Genomic DNA, 23,652 nt, shown 5'->3' on the forward strand with positions numbered 1-23,652 from the left:
TTGGCTTCCTGTCGTTTAGTCCGCCGCGGCGAAATGCGCCATCTGGTCGGCATGCGCCTTCACGAATGCCGGCCGGACCGTGGCACGCGCTACGTAGTCTCGACAGGCCGGGTAGTGGGCGAGCCCATCGAACCGGCCGACGAGGCGCAGCACATCCGCCATGGCGATATCGGCGATGGAGTACCCTCCGGCAAGCCATGGACGCTCAGCGAGGACCGATTCGATATGCTGGAGACGGGAGGACAGGAAGCTATCCAGCACCTTTCTTCCCGGCGTCTCTTCGGTATCGCCGGTAAACATGAAGATAGTCCAAGGCAGGCTCGCCATCTCGACGGAGTTGAGCGCGGCGAACAGCCATTCCATGACCTCGCTGCGCAGGCGCGGGTCGGTTGGCATCAGGACGTCGCTGCGTTCGACCAGATGCAGCAGGATCGCGCCGCTCTCGAAGATCGAGACGTCGCCATCGGTCAGCCATATGAGGTTTCAATTTCCTTACGCATGATGGGCCGATCCTTCTTGCGGCGGGCCACTTCATGAAAGCCGGCCTCTTCAAAAGCTTTCGCAAGGCCAACAAGCGAGGTGGAGGAATCGAGGCGCCGCTCCCCCGGTTCGACAGGATAACCCTCAACGACTTTGTAACCTTGTTGCTTAGCGAAACGCATAACTTCGCGAAGAAGTTCGAGCTGAATATTCTTTCCTCGGGCTTGTCGATCTACGAAGAAACAGTTCACTCACCGATAGCACTTTCTGATCGTCTACCGGTTTGGCAACTTGCGACTTGTTCAGACGTGGAAACCATTCACGCGGCCCACACCCGCACCAAGCGACAGGTTGCTCATCGGCATACGCGAGGATACCCGGCACGTCTCCGGCATCCACGTAAGCCTTCATTGCCTGGCGATTGCCCTCACCTTGTTGCTTCTTCCAGTCGGCAAACGACAGGCGCCAGTGCATGCACCAGCACCCTTTGCACCCCTCATAGGCGCCTAACAGCGCATCGAAGTCGTGCCAAGTTGCTGGGGTTAGTGGCTTGAATGACAAGACCATGGTACCTCCTTGCCTATATCCTGGTATTGCTTTGGTCAGGTCCAGACCCGCTTAGAGGCGGACTAACCTCACCCAACCGGTGAACAAGCGTTAGCCAAACACTCCAGCTCACCGTGGACTTCGCTGTTCGATTCAACGCCTCCTTTGGATGACGACATGTGTAGCCCTGTCGGTAGCCATCCTCTCCGTGCACCGGTAGCCGAGAGCGCGCATATCGATCTCGGCGAACAAGCGCTCCCCGGCGCCGAGCAGAACAGGCGTGATGGCGAGGTGAAGTTCGTCGACCCATTGCGCCCTCAGATACTGCTGAAGCGTAGCCACACCTCCACCGAGACGCACATCCTTGCCTCCTGCAGCCTCCTTGGCACACTCCAACGCTGCGTGGATGCCCTGCGTGACGAAGTAAAACGTCGTGCCGCCTGCCATCTCGATGGGGTCGCGCGCATGGTGCGTCAGAACGAAGGCAGGCGCGTGAAACGGCGGGCGGTCTCCCCACCATCCCTGCCAGCTTTCGTCCGGCCAGGGGCCGCGCACGGGACCAAACATGTTGCGGCCCAGGATCCAAGCGCCGACATTTTCGAAGCCTCGAGCCACGAAGTCGTCGTCCACCCCAGTTTCACCACCCGCCTTGCCCAACACGTTTCGCTGAAACGTCGCGGTTGAGAACTGCCAGTCGTGAATCTCCTGGCCACCAAGACCGAGCGGATTTTCCAGGCTCTGCTCGGGACCGGCAGCGAAGCCGTCAAGCGAGAGGCTGAAGCAGGCTACGCGTAACTGACTCATCCTGAACCCCCGAAATAATATGACAGACGATGAGTCGTCGAATGACAGGAACGGATTTCGACATCCCCTTTCAGCCCTGGCTGCGCTGGTTATCGGTTCGCCATGATGAGCTTCCTTCTGGCGATCGCCCTCGCTGGTGCGAGAGCTTCACTACAGGAGACGAACCCCGTTCCAAAAGGACGCAAAAAAAAAGGTAAAAGGCCGAACCGCACCGGTGCCGCCAGTAGATGAATCAGCGATGCCCAGCGCGGACCGACCTCGCGGCAAAAAAACATCAAGCCAATAAAAGCTCCTTTCCTATCGGCTTGAACTCACTGGCGGCATTCACCAGTGAGTTAGCCGTTAACTGAGGCACGCCATAGACCTCTACCGTCTTTCCGTGCGCGTGACGGATTTTATTCACCAGCAAGTCGAAGTCCCCATCACCCGATACCAGCACGATGACATCGGCCCGCTCAGCGTATTCGATGGCATCGAGCGTGATACCAACATCCCAGTCGCCCTTTGCGGAACCGTCCGCTCTTTGAATGAAAGGCTTGAGCTTTACCTCAAAGCCGATAGCGCGAAGGATATTTTGAAACTCCCGCTGCTTTTGGTCGCCTTTGTCAATGGCATAGGCGAAGGCTTTCACGACCTCTCTGCCCGCAGTCGCATTCGCCCAGAACTTGTTGTAATCGAAGTTGCGCTTATAGGCTTGCCTTACCGTGTAGTATATGTTCTGCACATCAACGAATATCGCCACTTTCACCATTGTCCGGTACTCTTTTTTGTACAAGAAGGATTAAAGCAAACGCAAGCGCCCTGGGCCAGCAATGGCCCAGGGCGCTTTGGTGAAGCAAGAGAGTGTGCGGCTTACACCGCTACCCCTGCCCGCTTGGCGCGGTGAGCGTGCAGCTTCTTGTAGCTTTCGATCAGGCGCTGGTGCTTTTCCAGGCCTTCGAGCTGCATGTTGGTAGGGGTGAGGCCGTGGAAGCGCACCTCACCGTTCACCGAGCCGACAACGGCTGCCATGGTCTGCTCACCGAACATGCGCGTGAGGTTATAGCGATAGTCGTCGAGCTCCAGCTCGTCGTCGAGCACGATCTCCAGCACCGCTGCCATGGCCTGATAGAACAGTCCACGCTCCACGGTGTTGTCGTTGTACTGCTGAAACATCTCGACCCGTTCCAGGGCCTCTTCGTGCTGGCCGAGGGCGAGGTTGATCAGCAGCTTCAGCTCGAGGATGGTCAGTTGGCCCCAGACCGTATTCTCGTCGAATTCAATCCCGATCAGGGTGATGATGTCCATGTGCTCGTCGAGCTGGCTCTCTTCCAGGCGCTCCAGCAGGTCGGCGAGTTGATCGTCGTTCAGGGCGTGGAGATTGAGGATGTCCTCGCGGTAGTCCAGCGCCATGTTGGTGTTGTCCCAAATCAGGTCGTCCACCGGGTACACCTCGGAGTAGCCCGGCACCAGGATGCGGCACACCGGCGCGCCCAGGTCCTCGTGCACGGCGATGTACGCTTCCTTGCCCATCTCCTCGAGAATGCCGAACAGGGTGGCGGCCTCTTCTTCGTTGGTGCCGGAGAAATCCCAATCGGCGAACTCGACGTCGCTCTTGGCACTGAAGAAGCGCCACGAGACCAGCCCCGAGGAGTCGATGAAGTGTTCGACGAAGTTGTTCGGCTCGGACACGGCCTGGGAGTTGAAGGTCGGCGGCAGGAAGTCGTTCAGGCCCTCGAAGCTGCGGCCCTGCAGCAGTTCGGTGAGGCTGCGCTCCAGCGCCACTTCAAAGCTGGGGTGGGCGCCGAAGGAGGCGAACACGCCGCCGGTGCGCGGGTTCATCAGGGTCACGCACATCACGGGGAACTGACCGCCCAGCGAAGCGTCCTTGACCAGCACCGGGAAGCCCTGGGCCTCCAGCGCCTGGATGCCTTCGAGAATCGCCGGGTAGCGTTCGAGTACTGCCGTGGGTACGTCCGGCAGCGCCAATTCCTGCTCGAGGATCTCCCGCTTCACCGCCCGCTCGAAAATCTCCGAGAGGCACTGCACCTGCGCCTCGGCCAGCGTGTTGCCGGCGCTCATGCCGTTGCTGAGGTAGAGGTTCTCGATCAGGTTCGAGGGGAAGTAGACCGTCTCGCCATCCGACTGGCGCACGAAGGGCAAGGCGACGATGCCCCGCTCCGTCTTGCCGGAGTTGGTGTCGATCAGGTTCGAGCCGGCAAGCTCCCCTTCTGGGTCGTAGATTTCACGGGTATACGCGTCGAGGATACCTTCGGGCAGCTCGTCGTTCGGCCCGGGCTTGAACCACTCCTCGTTGGGATAATGCACTAAGGCGCTGTTCGCGATCTCTTCACCAAAGAACTGGTCGTTGTAGAAGAAGTTGCAGCTCAGACGCTCGATGAACTCACCCAGCGCCGAACACAGCGCGCTCTCCTTGGTAGCGCCCTTGCCGTTGGTAAAGCACATCGGCGAGGCGGCATCGCGGATATGCAGCGACCACACGTGCGGCACGATGTTGCGCCAGGAGGCGATCTCGATCTTCATGCCCAGCTCCGCGAGGATGCCGGACATGTTGGCGATGGTCTGCTCCAGCGGCAGATCCTTGCCCTCGATCCAGGTGTAGGCCTCCTCGTCAGGCTGGACCATCAGCAGCGCCTGGGCGTCCTCGTCCAGGTTCTCGACGGTCTCGATCTGAAACTCCGGCCCGGTCTGCACCACCTTCTTCACTGTACAGCGGTCGATGGAGCGCAGGATGCCTTCGCGGTCCTTCTCGGAGATATCCTCCGGCAGCTCGACCTGGATCTTGAAGATCTGGTTGTAGCGGTTTTCCGGGTCGACGATGTTGTTCTGCGAGAGCCGGATGTTCTCGGTGGGAATGTCGCGCGCCTTGCAGTACACCCGCACGAAGTAGGCCGCACACAGCGCGGAGGACGCCAGGAAGTAGTCGAACGGGCTTGGCGCCGAGCCGTCGCCCTTGTAGCGAATGGGCTGGTCGGTGATGACGGTGAAATCGTCAAACTTGGCTTCAAGCCTGAGATTTTCGAGGAAGTTGACTTTGATTTCCATGACGGGCTACCGGTGGGGAAGTGTTGCAGGCGCAGGCCGAGGCGCGGAGTTTATCACACCGCCCTGTGCCTTTTGGTAACCTGCTACCGCCCGCCTGTGACATCCAGCATCGCCCCGGTGGAGTAGGACGCTTGATCGGAGAGCAGCCAGAGGATGGCGCGGGCGACCTCTTCCGCCTCGCCGCCGCGCTGCATGGGCACGCCGGCCTTCACGCGTTCGACGCGATCGGGCTCGCCGCCGCTGGCGTGGATCTCGGTATGGATCACCCCCGGTCGCACGGCGTTGACGCGAATGCCCTCGGCGGCGACCTCCTTGGCCAGGCCGATGGTGAACGAGTCGATGGCGCCTTTGGCAGCGGCATAGTCGACGTATTCGTCCGGCGCGCCGAGCCGCGAGGCGATGGAGGAGACATTGACGATCGCCCCGCCCTGCCCGCCGTGGCGGGTAGACATCCGCCGGATGGCCTCGCGGGCGCAGAGGAAGCTGCCGATCACGTTGGTGGTCAGCACCCGGAACAGGCGCGCTGCATCCATCTGCTCGACGCGCATCTGCGTTTCCAAGATGCCGGCGTTGTTGGCCAGTGCCGTGACCGGGCCGAGCTTCTCGTCGACTTCGGCAAACAGGCGCACCACGTCAGCCTCGCTGCCGACATCCCCTGCCACGGCGATCGCCTCGCCGCCGCCGTGGCGAATCTCATCGACCACGGCCAGCGCCGCGGCTTCGTTGTGATGGTAGTTGATGCACACGGCGTAGCCGCTGGCGGCACCCAGCCGCGCGGTAGCAGCGCCGATTCCTCGGCTTCCGCCGGTTATCACCAGGATCGGTTTCAATGTCGCTATCTCCTGTGCCAGCCAGAATCCACTTACATGTGCCCACCTGTTGGCCAACGGCCCGTCAGCTACGGTCGACGATTCTGGTAATCCGCTCGTTGCCAAACGAGAATTCCGTTTCGCCGTTCAGTTCAAGCAGGCTGCCTGCCTTCGGCCCGCCGGGTATGTCCTGCGCCAGGCGGCCGTAGTAGTCGATCTCGGCAACTGCACCGTCCTGGCTGAAGGTCAAGCTGGTAACGCGCTGCACGCGCTCGGTAAAAAAGCGCTTGGCATGTTGCGCGAGTTGACGAAATTCCTCGATGCCATTGGCCGAGTCGGTGAGTTCGTCGCCCTTGTAATTCTCGAAGCTGACGTCAGGCGCAAGCACCGCCAACATGCCGTCGATGTCAAAATGGTTATAGGCGGTGATGTACTGCTCTATCAGTTCGCGTTTCGTCGATTCGTCCATGAAGTGCTCCTGTCGGCACAGTATCAAGAAACAAGCGCTCAGGTACTGATTGCGTTGGTGAAGGTCAAACGATTACCGAACGGATCGGCTACCGTCATGTCCTGGCTGCCCCAGGGCATCTCTTGCAGCACAGGCTTGGCGTACCGGTATTCGGCGGCATGCAGCTGCCGATGAAATGCTTCCAGCTCGTCGGTTTCGATACGCAGGGCCGCCCCCGGGCTGGCGTCGCCATGATGCTCGGAAAGATGCAACACGCAGCCATCCTTGGAGATTTGCATGTAGAGCGGCAAACCCGGTTCGAAACGGTGCTCCCAATCGACCTGGAAGCCGAGGAATTCGACATAGAACTCCCTCGCCTTGGCTTCATCGAAGATACGCAGGATAGGGGTCGTTCTGCCGAAGCTCATTGCAAGGAGTCTCCTTGGGTACGGGTTCGCCCACTATTGAGCGGTATAGCCGCCATCGATCGAGTGCACGCTTCCGGTCATGAAGGCGGCACGTTGACTCAGCAGAAAGGCGACCAGTGCCGCCACCTCCTCTCGGCTGGCGAGACGCTTCATGGGATGCTGGCCGGCCATCCACTCCGCGACTTCACTTCCCGATTCCATGATTCGCGGCGTAGCGGTGTAACCTGGCGCAATGGCACATACGCGAACGTTACGCTCAGCGAGTTCCAGTGCCGCCGAGCGAGTCAAACCGATGATGCCATGTTTCGCTGCGGTGTAGGCCGCCATACCGGCAAGCCCAACCAATCCGTTGGCCGAGGATAGGTTCACGATCGCACCGGAGCCGTTCACGAGCATGGCGGGTATCTCGTATTTCATCGAGTAGAAGACGCCGGTGAGATCGGTTTCGATCACCTCCTGCCATGTTTCGCGCTCGATGTCCTGCACCGAAACGCCGGCCGGGCCGGCCACCCCGGCGTTGTTGACAGCCAGGTCAAGCTTGCCGAACCGCTTCACGGCCTGTGCCACCGCTAGCTCCATTGCTTCCGGATCGCGCACATCCGCCTCGAGCGCCAGCGTCCGTTCACCTTGCGGATCGATGCGCTGGCAAACCGCCTGCACGGTTTCGAGGCGACGGCTCAACAGAACTACCGACGCCCCATCGGCATGGAGCCGCTCGACAATCGTCTCGCCGATACCGGTGCCGGCCCCTGTGACCAGGGCGACTTGACCCAAGAATTCCATCTCGCACCTCATTTGGAGTTGTGCATGGTGCGCATTGGCGTTCTAACAGGCATAGGCCAAAGTCGCCCCTGGCTCAACGCGCCCAGTCCGTGTGCTCCCATCAGAACAAGACCGTCGGATCGCCCAGGACGGCCTGGTCTCGCCGCTTCGCGGCAGCCATGCTTGTGCTTGAAGCGTTGTCAACGCAGTTCAAGGAAGCAAGAAAATGAAGGCAAGCGACGCAAAGGGGCAGGAGCGACCGAGCCGCCGCTTGCGCCTGGTGTACGACGGCGAATGCCCGATGTGTCGTCGTTACGTGCGCTGGCAGCGCATGCGTCGTGAGGTCGGCGAACTCGAACTGATCGATGCCAGGCAGCAAAGCGAAGCCCGGCGGGAACTCACTGAGATGGGGGTAGACCTGGACGAAGGATTTGCCCTGCAGGTCGGCGAGCGCTGGTACCACGGCAGCGAAGCCCTGCACCGCCTCACCCTGCTCGGCACCCGCAGCGGTACCTTCAACCGGCTGATGTATCGGCTGTTCGCCAGCCGGGAGCGCACCACGCGACTCTATCCACTGCTCAGGGCATGCCGCAACGGGCTGCTGAAGCTGCTCGGGAAGCAGCCCATCGACAACCTGAAGCGTAAATGAATTGCCGGTTTCCCTTTCCTGCAGAGGGCCACCACCTTGCCGAACTATTTCTTTCGAGCCTTTCTGTTCGACAAGGCATGCCCCAGCACAATGCTCAATGCCGTACCCAAGCCGATGCCCAGCACCAGCTGGTCGAAGGCCAGACCGACGGCGGTACCGAGCGCGATGCCTATGGCGATGCCGCCCCCGAGGTCGCGGCGTTGTTTCGTATCGGACATGCCCCAATGCTACGTAAGGCGCGAGCGCATACGCAAGGCAGCCCGTGCGCGCACGCTGAGGTGCGCTTTCGCCAAAGTGCGATGCATACCGTGGGCAACACGCTACCCTCCTGATAGAGCCAAGGAGAAGGAATCCTCACATAGCACCAAAGGAGATCGACATGAGCAAACGCATACTGATGGTCCTGACCTCGCATGACCGTCTCGGCGACACCGGCGAGCCCACCGGCTTCTGGCTCGAGGAGTTGGCAGCGCCCTATTACGCCTGCCTGGATGCCGGCGCCGAGGTGGTGTTGGCCTCGCCCAAGGGCGGCAAGCCGCCGCTGGACCCCAAGAGCGACGCCGAAGAGAGCCAGACCGAAGCCACCCGTCGTTTCCAACAGGATGACCAGGCCCAGCAAGCGCTGGCCAACACCCGCCGACTGAGCGAGGTCAGTGCCGACGATTTCGATGCCGTGTTCTATCCCGGTGGCCACGGCCCGCTTTGGGATCTGGTGGAGGACAAGGACTCCATTCGCCTGATCGAAACCTTCTGGGGGCAGAAGAAGCCGGTCGCCGCCGTTTGCCACGCGCCTATCGCGCTGATCCATGCTCGCGACCGGGAGGGTCAAGCCATCATTCGGAGCCGCGAGGTGACCGGGTTTACCAACGGTGAGGAAGAGGCCGTGGGACTCACCGAGGTCGTGCCGCACCTGGTAGAGGAAGCGCTGAAAGAAGGCGGGGCCCGCTACTCCAAGGCCGAGGATTTCGCCCCCTACACCCGTCGCGACGGGCTACTGATCACCGGCCAGAACCCTGCCTCTTCCGAGCCTACTGCCAAGCTGCTGCTGGAGGCGCTGGGGCAGTAAAACACCGCATCGGCTACCGGCCGCTTCTGGCCGGTAGCATTCGACTTTCTCTTTCCCTCCTCCCCGCTGCACCTCAATTTCGTGCAATACCGCTTCCCGACGGCATCGCATTCTCCTGTCATGACCTGTCAGGAGAAAGACAATGAGCCTTGCCACGCTTTTACCGATGTCGGCATTTGCCCTTGCGGCTTCGATTTCACCGGGGCCGGTGAACCTGGTTTGCCTGAGCAGCGGAACGCGCTATCCCCTCTCGCAGGGGCTGATATTCGTGACCGGAGCGACCTTGGGTTTCATCGTGCTGTTCGTCGCCGTGGGATTGGGACTCTACTCGGTGCTGACGATGGTGCCGGGCCTGAACCAGGCTCTCCGTTGGGCGGGAGTGGCGTTCTTGCTCTACCTGAGCTGGCGGCTGTTTCGCGATGATGGACGCTTGCCTGAAGGCGAAGCCCGGCGGGCGCCAGGGTTCATGACGGGGGCGTTGATGCAGTGGCTCAACCCCAAGGCGTGGCTGGCGTCGGCCTCGGGCATTGGGGCCTATACCAACGGCAGCGACCTGAACCAGGTGTTGCTGTTCGCCGCGCTCTATCTGCCGATCTGCTGGCTGTCGCTGGGTAGCTGGGTCTATGCCGGGGCCTTTCTGCGCCGCTACGTGCACCGCCCAACGGTGTTGGTGACGGTCAATCGCACCTTGGCCCTACTGCTCGCCGGTAGCTGCATCTATCTCTTGCTCGAATGACGGTGCCAGCGAGGGCTGCCGATACTGGTTCGGCGTTGCTGCCACCAAGCGCTTGAAGGTGCGCTGGAAGTGCGGTTGGTCGGCAAAGCCAGCGTTCAGCGCCGCCTCGGCAATTGGCCTTCCGCCTTTCAGCTCGCGTTGGCCGAGCTGGATGCGGCGGTTGACCAGGTAAGCATGGGGCGTGAGCCCGAAGTGCTGCTTGAACGCGCGAATGAGATGACCGGGGCTGTAACCGGAGCGCTCGCACAGCGCGTCCAGCGAAATGTCTTCTACCGCATGCGTGTCCAGGTAGTCCGCCAGTTCCCTCAGGAGAGCCGGCGTACTGGGCAGCGGCTGGGCGGGCTGGCCGGCGAGTTCATGCATGAGGGCGGTAAGATACTCCACGGCGGCGGTCTGCTTATCCAACAGGTCGCGGCTCGCATCCATCAGGCAGGCCGCCATGCGGCAGTAGCCATCAAACCATTTCGGCTCGCTTAACACCGCGGTGGCGAAATCCTGCCAGCGCGGCGCATCCAGCAACCCGGCGTCGAAGCGCAGGCGGGTCAGCCAGGCGGTGTCGACGTACAGCATCAGGTAGGACCAGGGCTGGTCATCAACCGGGTTGCAAGCGTGTACCCAGCCCGGATTCATCATCACCAGCGTACCGGCCTGGATGGAATAGCGATCCTCGCGGTACTGGAAGGTACTCTCGCCCGCCGTAATGGCACCCAGCGACCACTGCGTGTGGCTGTGAGGCGCGTAGCAGACCTTGCGGCCGTCATCGACCTTGCGCAGTTCCACGTGGGGCATGCGCGGGTCGCGCCAGAACAGGGGCTTGGTCGTAGCGAGCATCGCAGGCTTCCGAGTGAACCGAGAATCAAGATAGCGCTCGCTTGGCCACACTGCCACTCGTTGCCCATTTTGAAGGTCCGGCGAGGCTCTGCTAACAAGAAGGAGCGTATCCCTACCTGAGGAGATGCGCTTCTGCAGGGGAGGTGCCAAGTGGCGAATTACGTGGAGCAAGGCGAAATCTATTTCTTCTACCGGCCCAAGGTCAACGCGGAGAAGGTTGAAAGCCTGGATGACGTGCAACGATTTCACGTGGTGCTGGCGCCGGACGACCGGCAGACGGTCAGATTGTTCCTGGTGGGCAAGAAGCGACTGCCCGAGATCATCGAGGGCAAGCCGAAGTCCACCGCCCGGGAATGGATGATGAACGACCTGACAGGCAAGCCGAAGGAGATCGGCAAGGCGCTGGCACCGCTCGAATACGCGACCAAGACACGCGGCGAGCAGGAACAGGGCGAGGCGATTCCCGCCGGAGAGGGGCGCTATGCGATATTCGAGCGCGACAGCAGCTCGCGCCTGGCCTATCGCCTGACCCGCCCGGAAACGCCCGGCAAGGCGCAGCGTGAGCTCGGCATCCTGGCCGAGGGAAGCTACATCATATCGGTGCGCAACCCGGCCATCGATGTCCCCGGCTTTCCCGACGCCAAACCGAGTTTTCCCAAAGAGTTGGAAAAGAAGTTCGCTGACAAGCGCTGGATCGACATCGATGATGCCAGGCTGCTCGACTACGAAAAGGCCCAACTACTGATGATCGGCGCGCATGACGATCTGAACGAGGAAGGCGTCGAGATCGGCGGCAAGGCGAACCTGTTCAAGACCCTGGGGCTGAACGAGCGGGAATGGCCCACCGAGGCACTGAAATCCGGGAAGCTTGCCGAGCCGCAAATGCAGGCGGAAACCCTCGAGCCCAAGCGCGACCGCTCCAAGGGCGGCGAGCGCGGCGGCAAGGCGGCCCGCAAGACGGCTTCGGCGGCCGGCATTGCCCAGGCGCTCAAGGGCGTGGAGTTTCCCTGCGGCAGAAAGGCGCTGCTCGCACAAGCCAAGGCCAACGATGCGTCAAACGAGATTATCGACGTGCTGAACGAATTCCCCGAACGCGAATTCGAGACCATGGCCGACGTTCAGAAAGCCGTGGGGGAGATACGCTGATGGCTCAGTTCGTTTGCGAGATCTGCTCGGGCAATTCAGAAACCCTCTCTATCGCAGCATGGCGCACGTGTTCCAGGAGCTGGCCAGGGTAAGCTGATACTGCTTGCTTTCCGCACAAGTGTTAGGCTGGGTCTAAATGCGTTTAAAACGGAATTGACCGATCGCTCCGATGAGCAAGCGATTCCTAGCTGCCAGAACAGACCCACTACCTTGCAAAAATCTAGCTCTCCACTCTTATCACGGGGAAGTCTCCCGTTCGGGCGCCCCCATCGGCTCGCGATGGCGACGCTGGTCCCACGTACTTATGCCTTTTGCCAAATTTTCGGGACCACGCTATGGCTGGCTCTGGAAGAAGGTCATGGCTGGTCGCTGATCTTGCCGGGCCTGCTCCTGCTGCTGTGGCCTGCGGTGGCCTTAGGCCATACGGCCCTGGCGAAGGATTCGAAGCAAGCCGAGTTCAACAATCTCTACATGGATTGCCTGCTGTTCGGCATCTGGTCCGCACTGTTGGATTACTACGCCCTGGCGACCCTCCTGATTGGACTTGCTTGCCTCATGAACAACGTGGCCGTGGGTGGCCTTCGACGGCTGGCGCTCTCGGCTTCCCTTTTCATCGGCGGTGCCTTGGGCTGGGGCGCCCTGACGGGTTTCGACCCCCGCCCCTACGTCAGCGTTGGACTGGATATCTACCAAAGCATCGGCGCGGTGATCTACTTCCTTGCCATGGCCTATGTCATGTACGGTCAAAACCGCCAGATAGGCCGCAGTATGGGCGAGATCAAATTCAGGAACCGGGTCTTTCACGCCTTGCTCGAGCTCGGTGTCGTCGCCAATCGCGCCTCGAACATCCATACCCTGCTGGACGACTCCCTGAAACACCTGCATGCCGACTTCCCCGAGTACGGGTTCGCCGTGTTTCTTCAGGAGCGGCAGCGCCCTGAGGTGACGCGCTACGCGGCCGTTGCCGGGCTTCGCCTCGGTGCCGAGGACGAGCGACGCCTGGCCAGCCTGCTGGCCAAGCTTCACGAACGCCCTGAAAACACGATCAAACTTCGGAAGAAGGCCGAGGGCGAACAGCTCTATGCCACCCCCATGGCAGGACGCTTGAGCATGTACGATGGATGGCTAATCGTGCGAGCCCCAAGACTGGATGCTGCATTGGAGCGAATGCTCACGCTTTTCGTCGATCAGTTGGCGGCGGCTACCGAAAACAAGCTGCTGCACCTGGCGCTGAAAGAGACGGCTGAGCGCGACGGGCTGACCGGGCTCTACAATCGCGGCTTCCTTGAATCAGCCCTCCAGCTGAGCATCCAGGGCAAGAGCCAGTCACCGAGCCTGGACTTCGCCGTGCTGATGATGGATGTCGACGGGCTTAAGGAAGTGAATGACCGGCACGGTCACGTAGCTGGCGATCAGCTCATCACCTCAGTGGCCGAGCGTTTGCAAATGCACTGCCGGGCTAGCGATATCCTGGCACGCTACGGCGGCGATGAGTTCGTCGTGCTGTTCCCCTCCGCGGACCTGTCGGCAGCGAATCGCCTGGCCGACCTCATCCGGACGCACATCGAGGGTCAGCGCTGCCTCATCACCGCCGCCAACGGGGCACAGGTGACACTCGAGCTACGCGTCAGCCTCGGCGGCGCCAGCTCGACCGACGTTCCGGCCCAGGAAGTACTGGCACTGGCCGACGAACGCATGTACGACGACAAGAGCCAGCGGCGTAAACAACGAGCCATCGGCTAGCCGGGACGTCGAGCGCTCAATACGCCCTGACCTTGAACGCCAGGTCATAGTTGTTGAGCAGCGGAGGCATCGGTTTGCTACTGAGCAGTCGAGTCGGAGGGTCGAGCTGATACTCGCGCCCCTTCAGCAACTTGGCCAGCATGAGGCTGGTCACCAGCAGCACCACGCGCCTCCCCGGGCAGATACCCGGGCCGCCACTGAATGGCATCATCGGCCAATTGCCCGCCTCGCCCGGCTGCAGCCAGAGATCGGGGTCGAACAGATTGGCATTGCTCAGGTAGCGGTCGTCACGGTGAAAGTACGGCGCCAGCATGAGCAGTGAGGTCCCCGCCGGCATCATGCCGCTTTCCCACTCCGTGGCTTCGGTGCTCTGGCGCAGCACCAGGGGTGTGGTGGGCCATAAACGCAGCGATTCGAGCACGCAGGCGCGGAGGTAGTCCAGCGTTGGGGCTGGCGTTTCCGCGTTACCGGCCACCTCGTCCTGGGCTCGCTCGGCGTGGTTGGGGTGCGCGGCCAGAAGGGCCAGGGTGCGAAAGGTCGCCATGCCCGCCGGATCGAAGGCGAACAGGTACTGCGGGACCTGTTGTTCCGGCTGGATGACATCATTCAGCGACATGCGACCAATCTCGCCGGCCAGGCTGCCCGCCTCACCGCGCCGCAGGTAGGTGCAGAGCCGCTCGTGGAAGGCATCCCGCAGGCGATCGTGCCCCGGGTGGAAGAAAGCCCAGTTACCGGCGGAACGCAGCTTGGTCAGCATATCGGAGAGGGCGTGGTCGTCGCGGGCGGTATCGCCCAGCACGACCCGGCGCACCACCCGGCTCCAGGTCATGTTGAACGTTTCCCAGTCGAGTTTGCCACCGTGGCGATCGACGTGATGCAGCAACTCGCTGGCCTCCTGCTCCACGACGTTGGCAAAACGCGCGCCCAACCCGTGTACCGGGCATTCAGTCTGCAATACTTCTTCATGGAAGCGGCGGCGCTCGGCGCGTTCGGCGCCGTGGGAAACCAGTGCCATTTCGGGCTCGAAATGTTCCAGCGCCTTCTGCTTCGCCCACTGGGCGGTCGCGAACGGCTCGGGTGTCTCGTTCAGCACACGATTGGCGTGGTCGGGATCGAGTACCAGCGCCATGGGCTTGCTTTGGGGCGTGCTCAACATCAATGGGCCGGGGCCGTACTTCTCGTTGAGCTTCTGCAGGCGACGGATAGCCCGCTTGTCGAGGCCGAGCTTCTCCGCCATGGCCACTACCTTGGGTCGACGAACGATCACCCCCTTGGCAATGTTGGGGGCAAGGACATCTCCCACTACCGCCAGGGTTTCGCCTACCGTTGCGGCGGGCAATACGCCATGAACCGAATCCTTAGTCATCTCGCGCTCCTTTGATTGCCTTTCCTGAGGCAGTCTAGTCGCGTGAGTGCCCATAAGGCGTTGTTTCACCAAAATCTACAAGATTGAATACGAATGTAAGCAAGCTCTGCCCCGGGCCGGCTTGCCGCTGAGAGCGCTCGACATCAGCCGGCACTTGGCGAAGAGGCAGCGACAACCGCGACTTGCCGGATACCGATCCATAAAAAAAGAGCCGCATGAAGCGGCTCAAATGGAGTATCGGTTAGTGCTAGAACTCGCTCCAGTCGTCTTCGGCTGCCTTGTGCTGGCGGGTGCCGACAGGCTTGGGGTCGGTCAGGTGGACCAACTGATGTCTTTCGGTCTTTTTCTCCTGCCTGTCGGCTCGTTCCTGGCGCGGCGCTGAAGCAGGGCGATCTTCTTTCTTGGCTAATGCCGGAGCGGCCCGCTCGTCAATGCGGAAGGTGGCAATCAGGGCAGCCAGGCGGCTAGCCTGATCTTCCAGGGAGGCGGCGGCGGCGCTGGTCTGTTGTACGAGCGAAGCGTTCTGCTGGGTGACCGAGTCCATCTCGGTCAGCGCAGTGTTGATCTGCTCGATACCGCTATTCTGCTCCCGAGTGGCAGTGGATATCTCCGCCATCAGCGCGCTGACCTGGCGGATCGAATCGACGGTCTCGTTGATGGTTTGGCCGCTGCGCTCGGCCTGCTCGGCACCGCTGCTGATGCGTGCCGTGGTGTCTTCGATCAGACCGCGGATCTCCTTGGCCGATTCCGCACTCCGGCTGGCCAGGGAGCGAACTTCACTGGCCACCACGGCGAAACCGCGGCCCTGCTCTCCGGCCCGTGCCGCCTCTACCGAGGCATTGAGCGCCAGAATGTTGGTCTGGAAGGCGATGGAGTCGATCACGCCGATGATGTCATTGATGCGCTTGGCGCTCTCGGCGATCTCGCGCATCAGCTTCACGGTGCGTTCCACTTCCTGGCCGCCAGCCTCGGCGTTCTGCGAAGCGGAAGCGGATAGGCGGTCGGCTTCGATGGCCGTGTCGGTGTTCTTGCTGACGGTAGACGCCATCTCCTCCATGCTGGAGGCGGTTTCCTGCAGAGCCGAAGCCTGCTGTTCGGTACGCGAGGAGAGGTCCTGGCTGCCCGAGGCAATTTCGCCGGCACCGGTGAACACGTTATCACTGCTGTCACGCAGCGAGACCACCAGTGCCTTGAGCTTCTCCTGCATGCGCCCGAGCGCGCTGTAGAGCTGGCCGATCTCGTTGCGGCCACGATCCTCGATGCGAGCAGTCAGGTCGCCGTCGGCGATGCGCTCGAAGTGATCGATTGCCTCGCGCAGCGGGTTAACCACCACGCGCAACAGGGCCAGGCGAATCAGGAAGGCCGCCACGAGTGCCACGATCAGCAGCGTGACGGCAATGATTGCCACGCGACGATCCAGCGTCTCGACCATTTCGATGTCGTCCATGGCGCGCTGCTCGATATAGTCTATGAAGGCTTCCATGACCTGATCGAGCTCCGCGCCCAGCTCGGCCAACTGTTCCTGGCTACGCTGGACTTGGAAGGGTGCGGCGTCCAGCAGCGGCACCAGCCCCTCGTTGACAAGCGCCTCGTAGGCCTCGGTGATAGCCAGGACGTGTGGCGTACGCGTGTCGGCCGAATCGAGAGGTACCTCACGAAACTCGGCGAAGCGTTGCTGCGCCGTTTCGATTGCCGCTGCGGCCAGCTGCTGGTTTTCCCGGCCTTTGTCCGGGTTGCCCTGGGTACTCAGGCTGGCATAGCGGTCGAGGAAGGTCTGCGCACGCAGTACGTTCACCTGCGCCCGGTTGGCCATGTCGGCCAGCTTCATGTTGGTTTCCGCCAGTTCGTGCAGGGCGGCCTCGCCTTTGGCATTGGAGTAGAACCCCAGCCCACTGATCAAGCCGATCATCAGCACCAATACTGCGAGTGCCGCTGTCAGGCTCCACTTGATGGATACGTTTTTCATCGTTGCCCCTTGCATGGTGCGATCTGGTTCTTTTGGTTTTTTTTTTGCTTTCTCTTCTTCATCGGCAGGACGGGTCGCCAATTGAGGGTAGGAGACCCAAAAAGTTAGACTTTTGGCGACGACGTGGGACACACCCCGGGAGAGGCTTTGCCGCGCTTGACGCGACCCGCCAGGAGACCCCAGCCAAGCTGAGCTCACTACCCTCCCAACCCGAGCACGGCCACGTTCATAGACGCTATGCTGTGTGAAGCGAAAAGGAACTCCGATCCAAGCAAAGGGATGAGCCCATGGGAGAAAGGATGCAGGCCTCACGAGACACGGAATCGGATGAGTCCACTACGGAGCCGCATAGCCTGGTCGAACTGATGCAAGCCATCGAGTCCATCGATACCCCCTCGGGGCGGATTCGCTTCGACGAGGTACTCGACGCCATCGGCCGGCGCGCCTTCGGTCCGCTGCTGCTGCTGGCTGGGCTCGTCACCCTGATGCCCATCGTCAGCGGCATCCCCGGCGTGCCGACCCTGATGGCCCTGTTCACGCTCCTGGTCTGCGCACAGCTACTGATCGGCCGGCGCACCTTCTGGTTGCCCGCCTGGCTGCGCAACCGCACGCTACCCAGCGACAAGGTCCACAAGGGGCTCAAGTGGATGTACAAGCCGGCCCAATGGATCGACCGGTTGCTGCACCGACGCATCTCGTTCATGACCGGCAAGCGGGGCATTCGCCTGACCGCACTGGCGTGCTTCGTGCTGGCGCTGGCCATGCCGCCCATGGAACTGATACCGCTGACGGTCAACATCGCCGGCGTGGCCCTGACGTTGTTCGGCCTGTCGATCATGGCGCGCGATGGGCTGCTGTCGATCCTCGCCTTCCTCATTACCGGCACGAGCCTGTTCGTCATTTTTTACAACCTGCTGTAGGAGGGGCCCATGCTCGCTCTCGAACGCCTGCAATCGGCCCAGCGCCTCATCGCCGATGCCCTCTTGCCTACTCCCTTGCACCTTGACCATGGCCTGTCGGACCGGCTTGGCCGGCGCGTATGGCTCAAGGGGGAGTTGCTTCAGCGCACCGGGTCGTTCAAGCCCCGCGGCGGCCTGCACTGGGTGCGTACCGCCAGCCGCGAGGAACTGGCCGGTGGTCTGGGGGCGGTCTCGGCGGGCAACCACGCCCTGGGGCTTGCCTGGGCGGCAGGCCAGGCCGGCGTGCCGGTGACGATCGTGATGCCCGACAACGCCAGCCCGTTCAAGGTGGAAGGCAGCCGTGAACTGGGCGCCGAGGTGATCCTCCACGGTGACATCAATGCCGCCTGGGAGCTGATGCATCGGCTGGTGCAAGAGCGCGGTCTGACCCTGGTGCATCCCTACGATGACGAGCGCATCATTGCCGGCCAGGGCACGGTGGGCCTCGAGATTCTCGAGCAGGCGCCGGAGGCCTCGGCCATCATTTGCCCGGTGGGCGGTGGCGGGCTGATCGCCGGCATCGGCTCGGCCGCAGCGGCTCTGCGCCCGGAACTGACACTGATCGGGGTAGAGCCCAGCGGGGCCGCGAGCATGGCCCACGCCTGGGCGCAGGGCGGGCCCTCACGGCTGGAGAGTGTGGAAACCTGCGCCAAGAGCCTGGGAGCCGCCATTGTCGGCGAGCATACGTATCCGATGTGCCGCGCAACGACACGAGCCTTGGTGCAGGTCGACGACGAGGCGATCGCCCGCGCCATGCACCATCTGATCTACCAGGCCAAGCTGGTGGCCGAGCCAGGGGCCGCGGTGGGCGTGGCTGCCCTGCTGGAAGACGCCGTTGCGATTCCGCCCGAAGGCGATGTGGTGGTGGTAATCACCGGTGGCAACATAAGCCGGGAGGAGCTGGAACCGTACCTCTAATTCCAGCGTCCGCCCCGCCCATCAGGCCAGAATGAAGTAGACACAGGCGGCAGTGAGCCCGCCCATCGTCCCGTTGAAAATGCGCCAGGCACGTGGGGTATCGAGCCACTGACCGATGGCCACGCCGAAGCCGGCCCACAGGGCAATGCAGGGCAAGCCCACCAGCTCGGCGAAGGCGGACAACAGCAGCGCATTCACTACCGGGTCCCCGGCCTCGGGCAAAAAGCCCGCCATTAACGCTAGGCCCATGACCCAAGCCTTGGGGTTGGCGAACTGGAACGCCGCTGCCTGCCAGAAACTCAACGGCTTGCCCTCGCCACGCAGGCGCAGGTCAGGTGGCGGCGCGGTGGCGATATTCCACGCCAGGTAGAGGAGGTAGGCGCTGCCGAGCACGCGCAAGGTCATCTGCACGGCCGGGTAACGCTCGAAGATCAATCCCAGCCCCAGGGCAATACCGGCGAACAACAGGAAGCAGCCGCCCAGGATGCCGAAGATATGAGGCAGCGTCCTCATGAAGCCGTAGTTGGCCCCTGATGCCGTGAGCATCACGTTGTTGGGGCCGGGCGTGATGGTCATCGAGATCATGTAGAGGGCCGCCGGCCCGAGGAACGCCAGTGCTTCCATGTTATTGAGCCCATACAATTATGCAATTTGATTGGCTAGTGCATGCAATTGTCAGCATAATGAGTCTGGATACGCCGTCAAAGGTTTTATTGTCACCATGACAATGTGGGCTCCTCAGCTTCCGGACGAAGGTGTGCGCTACCGCGCCATCGCCGAATCCATTGCCCTGGCCATTCAGGCCGGCGAACTTTCCGCCGGGCAGAAGCTGCCACCCCAGCGCCAACTGGCCGACCGCCTCGGGGTCACGGTGGGGACCGTGACCCGTGCCTATGCCGAAGCCGAGCGCCGGGGATGGGTCATGGCCCGTGTGGGCAGCGGGACTTTCGTGCGCGGCAAGGAAACGCCTTCGGGTCAGGATTTCCTGGCCAGCCGCCCCGTCGAGGATGGCATCATTGACCTCAGCCTGAGCCTGCCGCCGCCGCATCCGATGCGCGCCGCCAGCCTCGGGCGCGTGCTGCACGAGATAGCCGAGCAGACCGCTATCCTGCAGCGCGCCGTGGAGTACCAGCCGGATCGCGGCGTACCCGCCCACCGCGAGCAATTGGCCGCATGGATGACCCGCCTGGGCATGCCAGCCGACCCCGAGTCGCTGATTGTCACTCAGGGCGGGCAACACGGGATCAACCTGGCGCTGCAGACGCTGACGCGGCCAGGCGAGCGTATCGCCGCCGACGTGCTCACCTACCCGGGCTTGATCACCGCCGCCAGCCAGGCGCATCTCAAGCTGCAGGGCGTGCCGATGGACGATCAAGGCATGGACATGGACGCCCTGGCCCGGCTCTGCTCACAACATACGCCGCGGCTGGTCTACGTCACCCCGGACCAGAACAACCCCACCGGTACGCCGATGAGCGAAGCCCGGCGCGAAGGCCTGGTGGCCCTGGCGCGCCGTCACGACTTCTGGATCGTCGAGGATGGCGTACAGTACCTCCCCGAGGCGGAGCGCGGCACGCCGATCTATCGCCTGGCACCGGAGCGTACGCTATTCATCTTCAGCACCGCCAAGGTGCTGGCCGGTGGCTTGCGCATCGGCACCCTGCTGGCTCCACCGGCCCTGCGCGAACGGCTGGGCACGGCGCTTCGCGCCCAGAGCTGGATGGTGCCGCCCTTGATGGTCGAGGCGGTATGCCGCTGGGTGACGAGCGAAGAGAGCGATGCCCTGCTCGCCTGGCTGATCGAGGAACTGGGCGAGCGTCAGCGCATGGCCCGGGAGCGGCTGGCCGGCTACGCCGTCAGCGGCCGCCGATACGGCAACAACCTGTGGCTGCCGCTTCCCGAAGGGTTGCGCAGTGCCGTCTTCGTGGAGGCCCTGGCGCAGCGTGGAATTCGGGTAAGCAGCGCCGAGCCGTTCTGCGTCGGCAGCGAACCCGCGCCACAGGCCTTGCGGCTCTGCCTCAGCGCCGCGTCCTCGCGGCAAGCGCTGGCCCAGGCGCTCGATACGCTGGCCGAGCTGCTCGCCGCCCCTCCCGCCGCGCCATGGCAGACGCTGTAGCACAGGCCATGACTCATCCCGACAGGCGCAACCGCAACCCGCGAAAGCGGCGCCGGTACTGGCTGGGTGTCAGCCCCACACGGCGGCAGAACAGGCGACGGAAGAAGCTGGGGTCGGCATAGCCGAGCTGCTCGGCGATCGCTTCGACGGGCTCGTCATCCTGCTCCAGCAGCTGCTTGGCCTCCTCCAACCGCAAGGTATGCACGTAGTCCATTGGCGTCATGCCGGTGGCCGACTTGAAGCGACGCTTGAAAGAGCGCTCGTTCAATCCGCTGACCTTCACCATGCCGGCTACCGGCGAGTGGCTATCGTAGTGCTGGGCAACCCACACCTGGCAACGCGCGATACAAGCATCCTCGACCTGGCGCGAGCTGCTCAGCACGGCATAGGGTTGCTGCCCGTCCCGGTGCCAGTCGATGAGGTGAACGCGGGCCAGGCGCATGGCTTCGTCGATATCCAACAGCCGAGCCACCAGATAAAGCGTCAGGTCGAACCAGCTGGTGCCGCCTCCGGCCATGATCAAGCGCTGCCCTTCCCCACTGGCGACAAGAATACGGTCGGGGTGGACTTGCACACGGCGGTAGCGCCGCGCCAAGGCGTCACAGTAAGCCCAGTGGGTGGTCGCCTCGTGGCCATCCAGCATGCCGGCTTCGGCCATCAGCATGGCGCCGGTGCAGGCCGCCGCCAGCAACGCCCCGTCTGAATGACAGGCTTTCAACCAGGCGATCTCCGGCCCGTAGCGCCCCGCCAGGGGTTCCTCGGGCGCGATGAACAGATCCGGAATGCAGGCCACGGCTGGCGGAGGGCATTCCGCCAGGTTGGTGTCGGGCTGGATCCAGGCGCCGTTGGGGGCACGGAACCCTTCACCGCTGCGCGAGACGATCAGCGGCCGCAACAGGGGTTCCCCCATCCGCCCATGGATCAGGAAGTTCCAATCCCGCCCGGCGGAACCGAAGAGATCATACATGCCGTACAGCGTCGAGGCGGTCGCCTCAGGGGTGGCCAACAGCGCCATGGTCAACGGAGGAGAAGCGTCGATTCCGCTCATGACAGAAAACTCCCGATCCTGTCGCATTGCTCTTGCGAAGTGTCGAGCCGCCGGTCGTAACCTGGCTCATGCCGTTGTAACCCGCAACGGAGACGACAAGAGATACAACGACGGAGAACGACCATGTGTGATGTACCTACTCTCGACACCAAGGCAGCTGACACCGACGCCAATAGCATGACCGAAGCTTTTGAGGAACGGCTGGTCAAGGCGCTCAACGAAAGCGGCTTGATGCTGCTGCTCTCCCTCGGTCATCGCACCGGCCTGCTGGCGGCCATGGCCGGTGCGGCACCGGAAACCAGTACGGCCCTGGCCTCCCGCGCCGGCCTCGACGAGCGTTACGTTCGCGAATGGCTGGGCGGCATGGTCGCTGGCGGCGTGGTCGAGACCGATCCGCACGCCGGTACCTACTGGTTGCCGGAGGCCCATGCTCTGCTGCTGACGGACCAGGGCCCGGCCAACCTGGCCGTCTACTCGCAATTCGTCGCCCTTCTGGGCAGTGTAGAGGACGATGTGGTGCGCTGCTTTCACGAAGGCGGCGGCGTCCCCTACTCACGCTATCCGCGCTTTCATGAAGTCATGGCCAGCGACAGTGGCCAAACGGTCCTGCCGGCCCTGTTCGACGCTATCCTGCCGCTGGCGGAAGGCCTGACCGAACGTCTCGAGAGCGGCATTCAGGTGCTCGACTGCGCTTGCGGCCGAGGCCGTGCGCTGATGGCCATGGCCGAGCGCTACCCGGCCAGCCGCTTCGTCGGCTACGACCTCTCGGAGGAAGCCATCGACTGGGCGCGGCGGGAAACCGGCAAGGCCGGCTTGAAGAACCTGACGTTCGAAGTGCGCGATCTGAGTGATTTCGACGTCACCGCCGAGCCCGATGCCTTCGATCTGGTCACGACCTTCGACGGCATTCACGATCAGGCCCGGCCACGCCGTCTGCTGAGGGGCATTCACCGCACCCTGGCGCCGGACGGCGTCTACCTGGTGCAGGATATCCACGCATCCAGCCATCACCATCTCGACCGGGAGCATCCGCTGGGCACCATGCTTTACGCGGTGTCGGTGAGCCACTGCATGACGGTGTCCCTGGCCCAGGGTGGCGAAGGGTTGGGTACGATGTGGGGCCGCGAACGAGCGCTGGCCTACCTGGAGGAGGCGGGATTCCGCGATATCGAAGTTCATCAGCTGGAACACGACTTCCAGAACGACTACTTCGTCTGCCGTCCCTGAGCCGTTCGCGAGCGCGTTCGGTGACGGTGCATGTGGCTTGCGCCACGGTGGTGAGACGTCACAATGAATGGGACGACAACCCACCGAGGCCGAGCCACATGCATCGCTTCCTCAACGATCCGACGCTTGCCATTCCGGTCTTCCCCGGTAGCCATATCGTGCTGGATGATAACTACATTTTCGTTTCCGGGCTGACCGTCACCGATATTCAGGGCGGCGATGCCGTGCTCGGCGACATCGCCGAAGAAACCCGCTGGGTCATGCGTCGGCTGTCACGCATGCTGGAGTATGCCGGCGCCTCGATAGCCGACGTGGTGCGCGTGGACATCCACCTGACCAACCTGGACACCATTCACACCATGGATGCCGCCTACGCGGAATTCTTCGAGAACCACAGCTACCCGGCACGCACCTGCACCGAATCGCCGCGCCTGAGTGGCGGCGCCAATGTCGAGATCACGCTGATGGCCCGGCAGCCGGACACGCCAGCTATCGACAGTAAGGCACAGCACGACGAATCGCACGGCAACTAGCGCCACCATCCCTCTCCGCTCTCGAC

The 23,652-nt window shown here is 62.5% G+C and carries 25 protein-coding genes; 10 read left to right on the forward strand and 15 right to left on the reverse strand.

Annotated elements, in window-relative coordinates:
- Positions 1-15: 15 nt before the first annotated feature.
- The 9 genes from ACOJCM_RS01540 to ACOJCM_RS01580 all read right to left on the reverse strand — a co-directional run bounded on the left by ACOJCM_RS01540 (position 16) and on the right by ACOJCM_RS01580 (position 7,343).
- Positions 16-396 (reverse strand): hypothetical protein, encoded by a 381-nt coding sequence (locus tag ACOJCM_RS01540; protein ID WP_445210297.1) that lies wholly within the window; start codon positions 394-396, stop codon positions 16-18.
- 71 nt (positions 397-467) lie between these two features.
- On the reverse strand, positions 468-731 hold the full coding sequence (locus ACOJCM_RS01545) for a hypothetical protein (RefSeq protein ID WP_445210298.1): 264 nt from the start codon (positions 729-731) through the stop codon (positions 468-470).
- 448 nt (positions 732-1,179) lie between these two features.
- Positions 1,180-1,830 carry a dihydrofolate reductase family protein gene (locus tag ACOJCM_RS01550; protein ID WP_445210299.1) on the reverse strand — a complete coding sequence of 217 codons (651 nt, stop codon included), beginning with the start codon at positions 1,828-1,830 and terminating at the stop codon, positions 1,180-1,182.
- A gap of 274 nt (positions 1,831-2,104) precedes the next feature.
- Complete coding sequence (locus ACOJCM_RS01555; RefSeq protein WP_445210300.1) at positions 2,105-2,581, reverse strand: NYN domain-containing protein; 477 nt, start codon at positions 2,579-2,581, stop codon at positions 2,105-2,107.
- 101 nt (positions 2,582-2,682) lie between these two features.
- Positions 2,683-4,875 (reverse strand): OsmC domain/YcaO domain-containing protein, encoded by a 2,193-nt coding sequence (locus ACOJCM_RS01560; protein WP_445210301.1) that lies wholly within the window; start codon positions 4,873-4,875, stop codon positions 2,683-2,685.
- A gap of 83 nt (positions 4,876-4,958) precedes the next feature.
- Positions 4,959-5,705: an SDR family oxidoreductase gene (locus ACOJCM_RS01565; RefSeq protein WP_445210302.1), complete on the reverse strand. Its 747-nt coding sequence runs from the start codon at positions 5,703-5,705 to the stop codon at positions 4,959-4,961.
- A gap of 64 nt (positions 5,706-5,769) precedes the next feature.
- Positions 5,770-6,153 carry a nuclear transport factor 2 family protein gene (locus ACOJCM_RS01570; RefSeq protein ID WP_445210303.1) on the reverse strand — a complete coding sequence of 128 codons (384 nt, stop codon included), beginning with the start codon at positions 6,151-6,153 and terminating at the stop codon, positions 5,770-5,772.
- 38 nt (positions 6,154-6,191) lie between these two features.
- The gene (locus tag ACOJCM_RS01575) at positions 6,192-6,560 is read right to left on the reverse strand and encodes a glyoxalase superfamily protein (RefSeq protein ID WP_445210304.1); all 369 of its coding nucleotides are present in this window, start codon (positions 6,558-6,560) and stop codon (positions 6,192-6,194) included.
- Positions 6,561-6,593: 33 nt separating this feature from the next.
- Complete coding sequence (locus ACOJCM_RS01580) at positions 6,594-7,343, reverse strand: SDR family NAD(P)-dependent oxidoreductase (protein ID WP_445210305.1); 750 nt, start codon at positions 7,341-7,343, stop codon at positions 6,594-6,596.
- A 205-nt stretch (positions 7,344-7,548) separates the two neighbouring features.
- On the opposite strand from ACOJCM_RS01580, the gene ACOJCM_RS01585 reads away from it, so the two are divergent.
- Positions 7,549-7,971 (forward strand): DCC1-like thiol-disulfide oxidoreductase family protein, encoded by a 423-nt coding sequence (locus ACOJCM_RS01585; protein ID WP_445210306.1) that lies wholly within the window; start codon positions 7,549-7,551, stop codon positions 7,969-7,971.
- Positions 7,972-8,015: 44 nt separating this feature from the next.
- On the opposite strand, the gene ACOJCM_RS01590 is transcribed toward ACOJCM_RS01585, so the two are convergent.
- Entirely contained in the window at positions 8,016-8,189 is a 174-nt protein-coding gene (locus ACOJCM_RS01590) for a hypothetical protein (RefSeq protein ID WP_445210307.1), read from the reverse strand.
- Positions 8,190-8,350: 161 nt separating this feature from the next.
- Between ACOJCM_RS01590 and ACOJCM_RS01595 the strand changes: the two genes are divergently transcribed.
- The gene (locus ACOJCM_RS01595) at positions 8,351-9,037 is read left to right on the forward strand and encodes a type 1 glutamine amidotransferase domain-containing protein (RefSeq protein ID WP_445210308.1); all 687 of its coding nucleotides are present in this window, start codon (positions 8,351-8,353) and stop codon (positions 9,035-9,037) included.
- Between the two features lie 142 nt (positions 9,038-9,179).
- Positions 9,180-9,773 carry a LysE family translocator gene (locus tag ACOJCM_RS01600; RefSeq protein WP_445210309.1) on the forward strand — a complete coding sequence of 198 codons (594 nt, stop codon included), beginning with the start codon at positions 9,180-9,182 and terminating at the stop codon, positions 9,771-9,773.
- Here ACOJCM_RS01600 and ACOJCM_RS01605 read toward each other — a convergent pair.
- Positions 9,732-10,604, reverse strand: coding sequence for a helix-turn-helix domain-containing protein (locus ACOJCM_RS01605; protein ID WP_445210310.1), 873 nt, complete (start codon positions 10,602-10,604; stop codon positions 9,732-9,734). The genes ACOJCM_RS01600 and ACOJCM_RS01605 overlap by 42 nt on opposite strands.
- Positions 10,605-10,754: 150 nt before the next feature.
- Here ACOJCM_RS01605 and ACOJCM_RS01610 point away from each other — a divergent pair, with 150 nt between their 5' ends.
- Both ACOJCM_RS01610 and ACOJCM_RS01615 read left to right on the forward strand, forming a co-directional pair.
- Positions 10,755-11,750 carry a DUF2795 domain-containing protein gene (locus ACOJCM_RS01610; protein ID WP_445210311.1) on the forward strand — a complete coding sequence of 332 codons (996 nt, stop codon included), beginning with the start codon at positions 10,755-10,757 and terminating at the stop codon, positions 11,748-11,750.
- A gap of 153 nt (positions 11,751-11,903) precedes the next feature.
- A complete protein-coding gene (locus ACOJCM_RS01615) occupies positions 11,904-13,493 on the forward strand; it encodes a GGDEF domain-containing protein (RefSeq protein ID WP_445210312.1) in 1,590 nt (529 codons plus the stop codon).
- A 16-nt stretch (positions 13,494-13,509) separates the two neighbouring features.
- Here the strand turns inward: ACOJCM_RS01615 and ACOJCM_RS01620 are convergent, their stop codons facing one another.
- Positions 13,510-14,859 carry a cytochrome P450 gene (locus ACOJCM_RS01620; RefSeq protein ID WP_445210313.1) on the reverse strand — a complete coding sequence of 450 codons (1,350 nt, stop codon included), beginning with the start codon at positions 14,857-14,859 and terminating at the stop codon, positions 13,510-13,512.
- Between the two features lie 247 nt (positions 14,860-15,106).
- A complete protein-coding gene (locus tag ACOJCM_RS01625) occupies positions 15,107-16,825 on the reverse strand; it encodes a methyl-accepting chemotaxis protein (RefSeq protein ID WP_445210314.1) in 1,719 nt (572 codons plus the stop codon).
- Positions 16,826-17,124: 299 nt separating this feature from the next.
- Here ACOJCM_RS01625 and ACOJCM_RS01630 point away from each other — a divergent pair, with 299 nt between their 5' ends.
- Positions 17,125-17,745, forward strand: a complete 621-nt coding sequence (locus tag ACOJCM_RS01630) for an exopolysaccharide biosynthesis protein (RefSeq protein ID WP_445210315.1) — start codon at positions 17,125-17,127, stop codon at positions 17,743-17,745.
- A 9-nt stretch (positions 17,746-17,754) separates the two neighbouring features.
- Entirely contained in the window at positions 17,755-18,702 is a 948-nt protein-coding gene (locus tag ACOJCM_RS01635; protein WP_445210316.1) for a threonine ammonia-lyase, read from the forward strand.
- Between the two features lie 21 nt (positions 18,703-18,723).
- On the opposite strand, the gene ACOJCM_RS01640 is transcribed toward ACOJCM_RS01635, so the two are convergent.
- Complete coding sequence (locus ACOJCM_RS01640) at positions 18,724-19,326, reverse strand: LysE family translocator (RefSeq protein WP_445210317.1); 603 nt, start codon at positions 19,324-19,326, stop codon at positions 18,724-18,726.
- Between the two features lie 97 nt (positions 19,327-19,423).
- Between ACOJCM_RS01640 and ACOJCM_RS01645 the strand changes: the two genes are divergently transcribed.
- Positions 19,424-20,818: an aminotransferase-like domain-containing protein gene (locus ACOJCM_RS01645; protein ID WP_445210318.1), complete on the forward strand. Its 1,395-nt coding sequence runs from the start codon at positions 19,424-19,426 to the stop codon at positions 20,816-20,818.
- Between the two features lie 13 nt (positions 20,819-20,831).
- On the opposite strand, the gene ACOJCM_RS01650 is transcribed toward ACOJCM_RS01645, so the two are convergent.
- Positions 20,832-21,866, reverse strand: a complete 1,035-nt coding sequence (locus ACOJCM_RS01650) for a GlxA family transcriptional regulator (protein WP_445210319.1) — start codon at positions 21,864-21,866, stop codon at positions 20,832-20,834.
- Between the two features lie 123 nt (positions 21,867-21,989).
- Between ACOJCM_RS01650 and ACOJCM_RS01655 the strand changes: the two genes are divergently transcribed.
- The gene (locus ACOJCM_RS01655) at positions 21,990-23,093 is read left to right on the forward strand and encodes a class I SAM-dependent methyltransferase (protein WP_445210320.1); all 1,104 of its coding nucleotides are present in this window, start codon (positions 21,990-21,992) and stop codon (positions 23,091-23,093) included.
- A 98-nt stretch (positions 23,094-23,191) separates the two neighbouring features.
- Positions 23,192-23,626: a RidA family protein gene (locus tag ACOJCM_RS01660; RefSeq protein ID WP_445210321.1), complete on the forward strand. Its 435-nt coding sequence runs from the start codon at positions 23,192-23,194 to the stop codon at positions 23,624-23,626.
- Positions 23,627-23,652 lie beyond the last annotated feature (26 nt).

The sequence above is a fragment of the Billgrantia hypersalina genome, assembly GCF_052584175.1.